At 71.7% G+C, this 11,847-nt stretch carries 8 protein-coding genes; 6 read left to right on the top strand and 2 right to left on the bottom strand.

Features of this window, described 5'->3' with window-relative positions; translation table 11 throughout:
• The first annotated feature begins 36 nt into the window (after positions 1-36).
• The 5 genes from O4U47_RS11120 (at position 37) to O4U47_RS11100 (ending at position 8,051) form a co-directional block, all read left to right on the top strand.
• Entirely contained in the window at positions 37-438 is a 402-nt protein-coding gene (locus tag O4U47_RS11120) for a MerR family transcriptional regulator (RefSeq protein WP_270677714.1), read from the top strand.
• A gap of 73 nt (positions 439-511) precedes the next feature.
• Positions 512-1,789: an MFS transporter gene (locus tag O4U47_RS11115; RefSeq protein ID WP_270677713.1), complete on the top strand. Its 1,278-nt coding sequence runs from the start codon at positions 512-514 to the stop codon at positions 1,787-1,789.
• Between the two features lie 18 nt (positions 1,790-1,807).
• Positions 1,808-4,405 carry a penicillin acylase family protein gene (locus tag O4U47_RS11110; RefSeq protein ID WP_270677712.1) on the top strand — a complete coding sequence of 866 codons (2,598 nt, stop codon included), beginning with the start codon at positions 1,808-1,810 and terminating at the stop codon, positions 4,403-4,405.
• 198 nt (positions 4,406-4,603) lie between these two features.
• Complete coding sequence (locus O4U47_RS11105) at positions 4,604-6,823, top strand: AAA family ATPase (protein WP_270677711.1); 2,220 nt, start codon at positions 4,604-4,606, stop codon at positions 6,821-6,823.
• Entirely contained in the window at positions 6,816-8,051 is a 1,236-nt protein-coding gene (locus O4U47_RS11100) for an McrC family protein (protein ID WP_270677710.1), read from the top strand. The genes O4U47_RS11105 and O4U47_RS11100 overlap by 8 nt, the downstream gene beginning before the upstream one ends.
• A gap of 36 nt (positions 8,052-8,087) precedes the next feature.
• Here O4U47_RS11100 and O4U47_RS11095 read toward each other — a convergent pair whose 3' ends face one another.
• Both O4U47_RS11095 and O4U47_RS11090 read right to left on the bottom strand, forming a co-directional pair.
• Positions 8,088-9,281, bottom strand: a complete 1,194-nt coding sequence (locus tag O4U47_RS11095) for a cation:proton antiporter (RefSeq protein WP_270677709.1) — start codon at positions 9,279-9,281, stop codon at positions 8,088-8,090.
• Between the two features lie 112 nt (positions 9,282-9,393).
• The gene (locus O4U47_RS11090; RefSeq protein ID WP_270677708.1) at positions 9,394-10,566 is read right to left on the bottom strand and encodes an FAD-dependent monooxygenase; all 1,173 of its coding nucleotides are present in this window, start codon (positions 10,564-10,566) and stop codon (positions 9,394-9,396) included.
• Between the two features lie 220 nt (positions 10,567-10,786).
• Between O4U47_RS11090 and O4U47_RS11085 the strand changes: the two genes are divergently transcribed.
• Positions 10,787-11,758: a bile acid:sodium symporter family protein gene (locus tag O4U47_RS11085; RefSeq protein WP_270677707.1), complete on the top strand. Its 972-nt coding sequence runs from the start codon at positions 10,787-10,789 to the stop codon at positions 11,756-11,758.
• Positions 11,759-11,847 lie beyond the last annotated feature (89 nt).

Raw genomic sequence — 11,847 nt, 5'->3', positions numbered from 1 at the left:
CCACTGTCCGCTCCAGCCCCTCCCGAACGAGGGTCGATGCTCAAGGCGGTGGCGATGCACATCGGCGAACTCGCGAGCCACATCGGTGTCAGCACCCGTTCCCTGCGCTATTACGAGCAGCAGGGCCTGTTGGCCCCGGCGCGTAACGGCAGTGGGTACCGGGTCTACGACCGGCTCGCGGTCGCCAGGGCCGGGAACATCAAGAGCCTCCTCGAAGTGGGGCTCACCACCGAGGACATCCTCCACTACGCCGCGAACGGCTGTTCGGACCGCCCGTTGAGCGAGACCCCGCGCTGCCCGGCCGAGCTGGACACGGTGCAGGACCGTCTCAAGAGCCTGGACGACCGGATCACACGGTTGCAGCGGCTCCGGAACCGGCTGGCGTCCCATGAGTCGGCGCTCGTCGAGGAGATTGGGGCAGAGACGACCCGCGTGTGAGGCTCCGGGGCCCGCGAGCGCCCGTCGCGGTCCTTGACCTTGACACCCGTGTCAACGCCCTACCGTCCCGGCCATGTCCACTTCACACGGCGGGCCCCCGGGGTCCGGGTGGCTGGCTTGCCTGATGCTGACCACCTTCGTCATCGGCACCGACGACTTCGTCACCGCCGGGGTGCTCCCGGCGATCGCCCGAGAACAAGAGGTCAGCGAGGCCGCGGCCGGGCAATTGGTCACCGTCTTCTCGATCACCTACGCGGTGGCCGCCCCGCCCATCGCGGTGGCCACCGCGCGCTGGCCGCGCAAAGCCCTCATCGTCGGCGGCCTGACGGTGTTCGCCCTGATCAACGTCGTGACCGCGCTGGCGCCCTCCTACGCGGGGCTCATGGCGCTGCGCGTGCTCGCGGCTCTGGTCGCCGCCTCGATCACCCCAGCGGTCTTCGCGACGGCCGGGCGTTTGGCCGCACCCGAGCGGGCGGGCCGGGCCATGGGCGCGGTCGCCGCGGGGCTGACGGTCTCCCTGTTCGTCGGTGTGCCTCTCGGCTCGCTGCTCGGAACCTGGTTCGGGTGGCGGTCGACGTTCGTCGCTGTGGCCGCGCTTGCCCTACTCGTGGCGGCCGCGAGTTCAGCCTTTCTTCCGCGCCTCTCCGGCGCCCCCGAGATCGGGGTGCGCGAGCGGCTGCGGATCCTCACCCGCCCCGCGGTACTGACCTGTGTGCTCGCCACGGTGATGGGGGCCGGTGGCGGCATGCTCACCTACACCTACATCGGCCCGATCACCCGGGACCTGAGCGGCCAGGGCGGGTGGCTCCTCGCCGTCTTCATCGGTGTGGTCGGCGCCGCGGGTGCCGTAGGAACTTTCACAGGCGGGCGCATGACCGACCACTGGGGCGCCGACCGGGCGCTGGTGGGGACCTTCGCCCTGCTCGTGGCCGCCACCGTCGGCCTGGCGGTGATCGGCCTGGCGGGCGGGGGCGGGGCGCCCGTGTGGCTCGTGGCCGCCGCCCTGGCCGTGTACGGGTTCGCCGGTTGGGGGTTCAACCCCCCGATGAACACGCGCGCGCTCCGTTTGGCGGGCGACGCGGGCACTGAGGCGGTGGCGCTGAACACGAGCGGCCTGTACGTGGGGATCGCGGCGGCGGGTGCGCTCGGCGGCGGCGCGGTCGCCCTCTACGGCGGAACCGGGGCGGCGATGGCCGCGTCCCTGGTCGGCCTGGTGACACTGGTGTTCATGGCGGTGTCCGTGCGGCTCTTCCCCTCCGCTCCCGCTCCCCGCGTCACCCCGGCCCGAGGGCGCGTGGGGCCCCGTCCCGGTGATCCGTGCCCGCCCCCCGATCTTCGCCCTCCCGACTAGTCGGTCTATATTGCGCATATGGTGCGCATCACACGACCCGTCCGGAGATGGGTCCTCATCCCCCTGTCCGTGGTCCTCGCGCTCGTACTCGTGGCGGGCGGAGTCGGGTTCTGGAGCGTCCAGCGCGCCTTCCCGCAGGTGGACGGGGAGGTCGCGGTTCCGGGGCTGGAGAACGAAGCCACCGTGTACCGGGACGCCCACGGCATCCCCCAGATCTACGCGGACTCGGCCGAGGACCTGTTCAAGGCGCAGGGCTACGTACACGCCCAGGACCGGTTCTGGCAGATGCACTTCAACCGGATGACGACCGCGGGGCGCCTGGCCGAGATGTTCGGTGAGGAGCAGGTGGAGACCGACGTCTACCTGCGCACCATGGGGTGGCGCCGCGTCGCCGAGCAGGAGTACGGGCTGCTCGAGCCCGATACGCGGGCCTACCTGGACGCCTACGCCGACGGTGTCAACGCTTACCTGGCCGAGCGCGACGGCGGTGAGCTGGGGCTGGAGTTCTCCGTGCTCGCCGCCCTCGCCCCGGACCACGAGGTCGAGGAGTGGACGCCGACCGACAGCCTCGCCTGGCTCAAGGCCATGGCCTGGGACCTGCGCGGGAACATGGAGGACGAGATCGAGCGCGCCTCCCTGCTGGCGTCCGGGCTCGACCGGGAACGGGTCGAGGAGCTGTACCCGGACTATCCCGAGGACGACCACGCGCCGATCGTGGACGGGGACGCGGGCACCGGCGGGACGGATGACGGCGGGACAGGCGGCGAGGGGGAGGACCGCGGCGACGGGGAGGAGACGTCCGGGGCCGACGAGTCCCTCGCCCCCGCCGCTCCCCTGCTCCAGGACGTCGGCGCGGGCCTGGGCTCGGTGCCGTCCCTGCTCGGCCCCTCCGGCCCCGACCTGGGCTCCAACTCCTGGGTGGTCTCCGGCGACCACACCGCCTCGGGCCTGCCCGTGCTGGCCAACGACCCGCACCTGGGCCCGCAGATGCCCTCGGTCTGGTACCAGACCGGGCTGCACTGCACCGACCCCGGCGAGGCGTGCCCCTTCGACGCCACCGGCTTCTCCTTCGCCGGGCTGCCCGGAATCGTCATCGGCCACAACGCCGACATCGCCTGGGGCTTCACCAACCTCGGCCCCGACGTCGCCGACCTGTACCTGGAGCGGATCGAGGACGGGGCCGCCATCGTCGACGGCGAGCCCGAGCCGCTGGAGACCCGCGAGGAGACCGTGCGGGTGGCCGGCGGCGAGCCGGTCGAGTTCACCGTCCGCTCCACCCGCCACGGCCCCGTGCTCTCCGACGCCGGGGCCGCCCTCGACCTGCGCGGCTTCGGCGAGGCCCCGCCGGTCGGCGCCGACGGGGAGCCGGTCGAGCAGGCGGACGGGGAGCCCGAGGGCGGCGGCTACGCGGTCTCGCTGTCCTGGACCGCCCTGACCCCCGGGACGACGGCCGACGCCATCTTCTCCATGTCCTCGGCGTCGGACTTCGAGGAGTTCCGCGACGCCGCGCGCTCCTTCGAGGTCCCGGCGCAGAACCTCATCTACGCCGACACCTCCGGCACCATCGGCTACCAGGCCCCCGGGACCATCCCGGTGCGCGGCGAGGGCGACGGGCGCTGGCCCGCGCCCGGCTGGGACTCCTCCTATGACTGGGAGGGCTTCATCGACTTCGACGACCTGCCCTCGGTGCGCGACCCCGAGTCGGGCGTCATCGTCACCGCGAACCAGGCCGCCACCGGCTCGGACTACCCGCACTTCCTCACCGAGGACTGGGACTACGGCTACAGGGCGGCCCGCATCCACGAGCTCCTCCAGGAGGAGATCGACGCCGGGACGGAGCTGACGCCCGAGGACATGGTGCGCATCCAGATGGACACCGCCAACCTCGGTGCGCGGGCCGTCGTCCCGCACCTGCTGGAGGCCGACGTCGACGGCGCGGCCGCCCAAGGGCAGGCGCTGCTGGCCGACTGGGACATGGACCAGGACGCCGACTCGGCCGGTGCCGCGTTCTACAACTCCGTGTGGAACCATCTGCTCGACCTGGCCTTCGACGAGCTCCCGGAAGAGCACCCGATGGACGGCTCCTCACGCGGTTGGCTGGTGGTGTCCCGGCTCCTCGAGGACCCGGACTCCCCCTGGTGGGAAGGCGAGGAGGTCAGCGGCCGCGACGCCGTGCTCGCCGCCGCCATGGAGCGGGCCGCCGATGAGCTCACCGGGCGGTTCGGCGACGACCCCTCGGAGTGGCGCTGGGGCGCGATGCACACCCTCACCCCCACCCACCCGTCGCTGGGGACGTCGGGCATCGGCCCGATCGAGTGGGCCTTCAACGGCTCGCCCGTCGAAACGTCGGGCGGCTCCAGCACGGTGAATGCCACGGGTTGGGACCGGACGGAGGGCTATGCGGTGACGTGGGTGCCGTCCATGCGCATGGCCGTGGACATGGCCGACCTCGACGCCGCGCGCTGGATCGACCTGACCGGCCCCTCCGGCCATGCCTTCCACCCGGACCGCGGCTCCCAGACCGAGTCCTGGGCCACGGGTGAGACCGTCCCGATGCATTTCACTGAAGAGGCCGTCGAAGGGGCCGCCGAGAACACGCTCGTGCTCACCCCATGACCCCCGGCCCGCTGTTCCTGTCCGTTTTCCTAATCCGACTCCCGTTCCCGGTTGAGGAGTGGGCGTTCGCACCGTTCGCCGAATGTCGGGGGCGGGCGCTAGCGTGTGAGCGCCCGCCCCCGGTCCGCGGGCATAGGGAATAGAGGAAAGGGAAACCCGTTGGCGCCTGCGTATGAGGAATACCCCCAGTTCCGAGCCGTGATCGGAGCCGCTCACACCCTCCTCCACCAGGGCGTGCGCAGCGAGCGTTCGACATTCGACCCGGACCTGCGCATCTGGGTCCCCTCCGTGGTAGCCGAGTTGGACGAAGCCTTCATCGGCAACCTCGACGAAGGACGGGGGTCCTTCGTCGAGAAACTGCAGCGCCAGCTCAAGGGCCTGTCCGACGAGGCGGTCGTACTCGCGGGCGAGCTGCTCTACCTGAACATGCTCCCGCTGTCCTCGTCCCAGCTCAGCCCCGATAGGAAACGGGAGATCATCGACGAGGCCCTCGCCTTGTCGTCCCGGCCGGTGCAGATCCCCGCAGAACTGGACGAGGCCCTTGAGGGCTTCCTGCTCGGCGGTCAGGCCTTCCTCAACTACCGCTGGGCGCAGTTCGCCTTTCTCATCCGTATGGCGAGCCGCCTGACCGGTGACCGGGACGCCGCGGACGCCGGCGCCGAGCTGCTGTCCGCCCCCTGGCAATTCCGCGAGGCCGCACTGGAGACCATGACCGAACTCGACCTGGGAAACCGCGCGCGGGCCCAGTACAACGTGCTGCTCTGGCTCGCTTTTCCCGAGACCTTCGAGGTCATGGCGAGCGCCGACCACAAGAAGCGGATCCGTGACGCCTTCGTCGGCCGGATCGACGCGCCGACGGGCGATGTCGACCGCGACCTCGCCGCCATCCGCGCCGTGCTCGAAGCCGGGCACGACGGCCCCGTCGACTTCTATGCCGAGCCCTTCCGGTCCCGTTGGCAGGGCGGGGAGGCCGCCCAGCGCGGCTGGCTGGTTCGCGGGGCCAATGTCGGCGGCGAGAACCATGTGTTCCTGAACCAGGTCCCCCAATGGCTGCGGGAGGGCTTCGTCTCCACGTCCTTCATGGAGGTGCCCAGGATCATGCCCGGCACCCCGCGCGAGGAGATCCAATCGGTCGTCGCCGAGGCCTACCCCGAGTCATCGCCGCGGAGCACAGGCCAGGCGACCTCGCAACTCCACACGTTCCTCACCCGGATCCGGCCGGGCGACCTCGTGGCGACCGTCGACGGCGACGACGTCCACGTCGGCAGGACCGTAGGCGAGGCCTACTACGACCCGTCGGACGGCCTCCAGGCCGCCCGCCGCCGGAAGGTCGAGTGGAGCCGGAACACCCTCAGCCGCGCCGACCTCCCGCAGACGGTCCGCAGCTCCCTCAACCGGCGCACCACGGTCAGCGACATCACCGACGCCATCGCCTGGCTGGCCGAACAGGCGGGGCTGGGCGAGGACGTCGGCGACGAGGCCCAGGCCATCGACGGGACGGTCGACATCGACTGGCCCGCGGAGAGCGCTCCCCTGGCCGACCGCCTCCTCTTCCCCCGCGGTTGGGTCGCCGAGACGCTCGAACTGCTGAGGGACAAGCGCCAGCTCCTGCTGTACGGCCCGCCCGGGACCGGGAAGACGTATCTCGCCCTCGCGCTCGCCGAGTTCGTCGCCGGAGAGGACCGCACGGAGCTCGTCCAATTCCATCCCTCATTCGCCTATGAGGATTTCGTCGAGGGCCTGCGGCCGCAGGTGCGAGAAGACGGAAGCCTCACCTACGCCCCGGAGGACGGCCCTTTCAAGCGCATCGCCGAGGCGGCGCGCAACGACCCCGCCCACCCGTATTTCCTGGTCATCGACGAGTTCAACCGCGCGAACACGGCCAAGGTGTTCGGGGAACTGTACTTCCTGCTCGAATACCGCGACAGGCGGATCACCCTCCAGTACGCGCGGGAAAGCGCGTCGTTCTCCCTGCCGGAGAACCTGTTCGTGGTCGGCACCATGAACACGGCGGACCGGTCGATCGCCCTGGTGGATTCGGCACTCCGCCGCCGGTTCGCCTTCAGGGCGCTCTCACCCGACAAGGCCCCGCTCGACGGACTGCTGGCGCGCTGGCTCGGCGAGAAGGAAAGGGATTCGACACCGGCGCGGCTTCTGGAGGAACTCAACAGGCGCATCGGCGACTCTGCCCGGCTCATCGGCCCGTCCTTCCTCATGACGACGCGGACCGGCTCCCGTGAAGGGCTGCGCCTGGTGTGGGAGTCCGAGATCATCCCCCTTCTGGAGGAGGGCCGGTACGGATCGGGGATCGAGGCGGAGTTCGGACTGGACGTCCTGCTCCATGCGATCGGGGCCGGGTCGTTCGGCGCGGACTGCGCCGGGTCCGAGGCGGCCGGAGGGGCGGACGGCCGTGAGTGAGGATCCACTCGTCATCTCGCTCAAGGAGAGGGAGAAGCCAAGGCCGGTACACCTCACTCCCGGTGAGGCGTCGGCGTTGGAGGAGTTCTCTGACAGGTTCTTGAGCGGGAACGCCAAGGTCGTGAAGATGAAAAGGTCGTCGCCCACGGAGTGGGAGGTGGAGGCCGCGACGTGCATCGGCGCGGTGCGCATCCCCGTCCCGGGTGGCCGCCCCATCCACCTGCACATCCACCCCAAGCTCTCGATCCACCGGATCCTGATGCTGCTCGGCCACGACTCCGAGGCTTGGGATGTCCATACGATCCCGCTCCCCGAAACGCAGCCCCTCCTGCCCGCAATGGCCGAAGCGTTCGCACGCTCGTACAAGCGCGCGAACGGGGGAGCGCCTCTGCGGGACTACCGGACGACAAAGGAGGAGGCGACGGTACTCAGAGGCCGCATCCTCCCTGAGGAGCAGACGAGGCGGAGGGGGTCGCTCGCCACTCCGATCATCGGCGAACACGACGATTTCACCGTCGTGCTGCCGGAGAACCGCGTGCTGCTGACCGCGGCGCGGCGGCTCGCCTCACTGCCCGGCGTGAGTCGGTCGACGTCGTCCTTCCTGCGCGGCATCGAAGAGGACCTCTCCGAACTCGTCCCCCTGGCACCCGACGAACCGTTCCCCCAGTGGAAGCCTTCGTCCCGCAACCGCGGTTTCGAACCGGTCCTGCACCTGGCCGAAACGATCCTCCGAGGGGACTCGGCGAACCACGAAGGCCGTGGACAGGTACCGGTCGACGGTTTCCTCTTCAACCCGGAGACCTTCTTCGAGAAATTCATCGACGCCCGCATCGATGAGCGCCTTGGGCCGGGAAGGAAGACGAAGGCGCAGGACCGCTCCCACCGCCTCGACCACCTCGGGAGAGTGACCCTGCGCCCGGACACCGTCGTCTACGAGTCCGGCCGTCCCGTCGCCGTCGTCGATGCCAAGTACAAGGATCTCGATTCGAAGGGCAATCCGGCCAAGAACGACCTGTACCAGATGGTCGCCTACTGCGCCGCCCTCGGAGTGACGAGCGGGCACCTGGTCTACGCCTTCGGCGATGTCGCCAAAGGCCACGAGGAGTACTTCGTCGAAGCCTCAGGCATCACCGTGCACATTCACTCGGTCGAGCTTTCCGGGACTCGTGAAGAGATCGCGTCCCGGTTCACGAGCCTCCTCCATGCCCTGCCCGCCACGGCGTCGTGAGCACAGCGGAACGAACGGCGCCGCCCCTCCGGTACCTCACGCCTCCGCATCCGCCGCGCGCCGCAGGAGGGCTCCCCCCACCTGGGGCAGCACCAGCACGCTCAGCATCGCCGCTCCCACCAGGGACGCGGCCAGGGCCCCGTCCAGGGCGCCCGTCTCCTGGCCGATGGCCGTCAGCACCACCACGAGCGGCAGCGCGGTCGCCGACATCAGGGCCAGCGGGGCGCGTTGCCGCTGCGGGACGTCGCCCTTCGACAGCAGGTAGTCGGGGCCGCCCCGGACGGCCAGGAAGGCGGCCAGGAAGACCGGGACCAGCAGCAGCGACACCGGGTCGGCGAGCAGCGCGCGCAGGTCGAACCGCACCCCGGTCATGACGAAGAACAGGGGGATCAGGAACCCGAAGCCGACCGCGTCCATCTTCGACTCGACCTCCTCGGCCTCCTCCGGGTGGTTGGTCGCCAGCATCAGCCGGACGATCACCCCGGCGGCGAACGCCCCCAGCAGCGCGTCCAGCCGCATCGTTGCGGCCACCCACACCAGCAGGACCGTCAGCAGCATGCACAGCCGCACCGCGAGCTGCGCGCTGGAGCCCAGCGTCGCCCGGATGAGCCTGCCCAGGCGCTCCGACGGCGGCCGGGTGGCGCGCCACGCCGCCACCCCCGCCAGCAGGAAGAACCCGGCCAGCAGCAGGGTTCCCTCCAGCGGGCGGTAGCCGCTGAGCAGCAGGGCGATGAGCACGATGGGGCCGAACTCGCCCACCGTCCCCGAGGCCAGGAACCGCGTCCCGAACGCCCCCTGGAGCGCGCCCGCATCGCGCAGGATCGGCAGCACGGTCCCCAGCGCCGTCGTGGTCAGCGCCAGGCCGACGATCAGGGCGGTCTGGGACGCGCCGAACGCGGCGGCGGCCAGCGCCAGCCCCGCGCCGACCGATACGGCCCAGGCCACCAGCGCGCGCCGCAGCGGGCGGCCCGCGATCCGGGCGAAGTCGATCTCGTACCCCGCCATGAACATCAGCAGCGCCAGGCCGAGGTCGGCGAGCATCGCGATCGCTGCGTCCTCGTGGACGACCCCCAACCCGGCCGGCCCGAGAATGATGCCGAAGACGATCTCCAGGACGGTCGCCGGGATCAGCACCCAGCGCGCGAGATGGTCGCTCACCATGGGCGCCAGGAAGGCCGCCGCCAGGATCACGAGCAGCATGCCCAGCGCTTCCGCGCCCGCCTCTTCCACGTGTCCCCCCTCAGCCGAACGCAGGGGAACCCTATGCGTGCAGGTCAGGCGGCCCGGGGCGACACGCCCAAGGCCGGGGGCGCCGCCTCGGGCGCCGTCATGTGGGGCTCGGTCACGCCGGGTCGGGGTAGGCGTCGGCGAGCGGGGTGTCCCAGTCCAGCGCGCGCGACAGCGCCTCCTCATCCTTGCGGGCCGTTTCCGCGTCGACGGGGGCGACCGGCCGCTCACGGCTCATCGCGTGGCTGCGCCGCACGTTCTCCTCGGCGCGGTGCCTGCGGGCCCGCTCATAGGCGGCGAGCGCCGCGTCCACCCCGTTGCCGTCGCGCAGTGCCTTGGCCAGCACCACGGCGTCCTCGGCCGCCATCGACGCGCCCTGCCCCGTGGCCGGGGAAGCGGCGTGCGCGGCGTCGCCGACGAGGAGCGCGTTTCCCCTGCGCCACGGGAGGCCGGGTGGGATGTCGTGGGCGTTGGTCGCCATGACGCGGCTCCCCGTCGCCTCCACGATGCGCGCGGGCACGGGGGCGTCCCCGAGGGCGGGGAGGAGCCGCCGCGCCAATGCACCGGGGCTCGGCGCCGACAGTTCGCCGCTGGCCAGCTCCCGTGCGCTCAGCCGGGCGAACCAGTACACCTCCCCTTCGGGAGAGACGGTGTACCCGAAGAACCAGCCCTTGCCGCGGATCATGTCGATCCGCCCGCGCGCGTGCGGGGGCTCGTGGTCGCGTGTATAGCCGTAGTAGATGTTCTGCCCCGCGTAACGGCAGCCCGCCGCGCCTCCGTGTCCCGGGGCGACGTGGCCCCGCACCGAGGAGCCGAGGCCGTCGGCGCCGATGAGCACGTCGCCGGTCGCCTCGCCGCCGCCGGAGAACACGGCGGCCACGCCCCCGCTCCCGTCGTTCCGCGCGGAGGTGAACCGCTCCCTCTGGCGCACGCGCACCCCGCGGTGCAGCGCCTCGTCGTGCAGGGCCCGCCGCAGGTCGGCCCGGCGCAGGCAGCGGAACCGGCTGAGCGGGTCGCCGGGGGTGTCCAGCCGCCGATCGGCGAGCACCTCCCCTTCCGGCCCCGACAGCCGCAGGTCGGTGAGTTCGAACCCGGCCTTGGCGACGCGTTCGGCCGCGCCCAGCCGGTCGAGGGCGCGCATGCCGTTGCCCGCGATGGTGAGGAACGCGCCGATGTCCTCGCCGCTGCGCGGGTGCGCCTCGTGGACGGAGCCGTGGACGCCGACCCGGTCCAGCGCCAGCGCCGCCGCGAGCCCGGCTATGCCTCCTCCGACGATGACCGCGCGCACCGCCGCACCACCTTCCCGAACGTGCTCCGGATCCCGAGGACCACTGTCCCCGCCCCCGCTTCCTTCCCCGTGTCCGGACGGCATCCCCCGCGGGCGCGGGGTTCCGGAAGGGACCCACCCGCCGGACCCGCCGGACCTGCTCCGCCGTAGACTGCCGCGGGTCAAAGGCGCCGGGCAACCGGCGCGAACGCCTCGTTTCGGGGAAGGATGTGGATCGGCCATGGCGCTCCTGGAACGCGTCGCCTCGTTCGTGGGCCGCTGGTTCGCCCTGCTGGTGCTGGCCGGAGCTGTGGCCGGGATGCTCCTTCCGGAGGAGTCCGCCGCCCTCGCCCCGCACATCGCGCTGCTGCTGGGCATCATCATGTTCGGGATGGGCCTGACCATGCAGCCCGTCGACTTCGCCATCGTGGCCAAGCACCCCAAGGCGGTGCTGCTGGGGGTGGCCGCCCAGTACGCGGTGATGCCGCTGCTGGGCTACGGGATCGCGGTGCTGTTCGGCTTCGAGCCCCTGCTGGTGGTGGGGATGGTACTGGTCGGCGCCTCGCCCGGGGGCACCGCGTCGAACGTCATCGTCTACCTCGCCCGCGGCGACGTGGCCCTCTCGGTGGCCATGACCTCGCTGTCCACCCTCCTGGCCCCCCTCCTCACGCCCCTGCTGGCGCTGGGGCTGGCCGGGTCGACGCTGCCGGTGTCGGCGGGCGACCTGTTCGTCTCGATCCTGGAGGTCGTGCTCGTCCCGGTGCTGCTGGGCCTGGCGGTCCGGGCCCTGGCGCGGCGCCTGGTGCTCAAGGTGCTCCCGCTGCTGCCGCTGGTGTCGGTGGGCGGCATCGTCGTGGTGGTCGCCGCGGTGGTGGGCGCCAACGCCGACGCCGTCGCCTCCACGGGCGTGCTGCTGGGCGCCGCCGTGGTGCTGCACAACATGTGCGGCCTGGCGCTGGGCTACGGGGTCGGGCGCGTGACCGGGCTCCCCGAGTCCGCGCGCCGGGCGGTGGCCATCGAGGTCGGCATGCAGAACTCGGGGCTGGCCTCGGCGCTGGCGACCGCGCACTTCGCCCCGCTGGCCGCGCTTCCGGGCGCCCTGTTCTCGGTGTGGCACAACATGTCGGGCGCCCTGGTGGCCACCCTGTGGGCGCGCCGCCCCACCGGGGAGGGCGCCGCCGAGGGGGCGGGGGCCGCTCCGCCCGCGCAATAGGCGCATCGGCAGGGGAGATCAGGGCCCACCGAGGGTACGAAGACGGTTACCGAGGAACGCGGGGCACACCCTAGGGCAGGTTCCGCACC

Origin of the sequence: Nocardiopsis suaedae (genome assembly GCF_027706745.1) — a bacterium.
GTDB lineage: Bacteria > Actinomycetota > Actinomycetes > Streptosporangiales > Streptosporangiaceae > Nocardiopsis_A > Nocardiopsis_A suaedae.
The sequence above is the reverse complement of the archived record's forward strand: the minus strand, read 5'-3'. Positions and strand labels throughout refer to the sequence as shown.